This window comes from Oleiphilus sp. HI0061, from assembly GCF_001635675.1.
Genome location: NZ_LWFE01001691.1, coordinates 1 through 940, shown reverse-complemented (window position 1 = coordinate 940; position 940 = coordinate 1). Strand labels below are relative to the sequence as shown.

1 protein-coding gene is annotated in these 940 nt (G+C 48.8%); it reads left to right on the top strand.

What is annotated here, in order from left to right:
* Nucleotides 1-13: 13 nt before the first annotated feature.
* On the top strand, nucleotides 14-940 hold a 927-nt coding region (gene fliF, locus A3735_RS26055), incomplete at its 3' end, for a flagellar basal-body MS-ring/collar protein FliF (RefSeq protein WP_231882661.1).

Genomic DNA, 940 nt, shown 5'->3' with positions numbered 1-940 from the left:
AAAGGGTAATCTATTGTCTCGGAACAACGAGTCCGAAGAAGACAAGCTGGTTTCAAGGGAGTTTGAGTATTCGCGTAAAATGGAAAAAGTTCTAAATGAGCGAATTACAGGTATATTGAGTCCTATCCTCGGGGCGGATCGTTTCAGGTCAGAAGTCTCGGCTGATGTGGATTTTACCCAGGTTGAAGAAACGGAAGAGTTTTACAACCCTGACATGCAAGCAGTCCGAAGTGAACAAACCTTGGATGAGCAGCGCCAGATGATGACAGATGGCGGTGTACCAGGCGCGCTTGCTAATCAGCCTCCCGCAGCGGGTGCTGCCCCTGAAGTAGCCAACGGTGCTGGCGCTGGTGAAGGAGGTTTACCGACAAATGTGCGTAAGCAAACCACTCGCAATTTTGAGGTGGACCGCACAATCAGCTACACACGTCACCAGCAAGGTAGGCTAAAGCGCTTAACGGTTGCTGTAGCAATTGATGATATACAGAATATCAACCCGGAAACAGGTGAGGTAAGCTATACTACATGGACGGCTGAAGAGCTTGAGCGTTTGACGCTATTGGTAAGGAATGCGGTAGGGTACTCAGCCGCACGAGGTGATAGCGTAAATGTGATTAATACGCCTTTTGCACCTAAGTTTGTGGAAGCCGTACAAGAGCCGGAAATATGGGAACAGGCGTGGTTCAAAGAGCTGGTGCCCAAAGGCATAGCAATGTTGTTCGCCTTGATTATTATCTTTACCGTCATTCGACCAGTGTTTAAGAATCTTTCTGAAGCTGGCGCTCAAGCGAAAGAGCTTGCTTTAGCGGGAGATGAGGACGGTTTGGCACAGATGGATGCCATGAGTGAAGGTGAGGCAGGAGAACGAGTTACTTTGAGTGCCTCTGATGAGTTTCTGTTACCGGGGGCTTCGGAAGGTTTTGATCGACAACTTAATGCC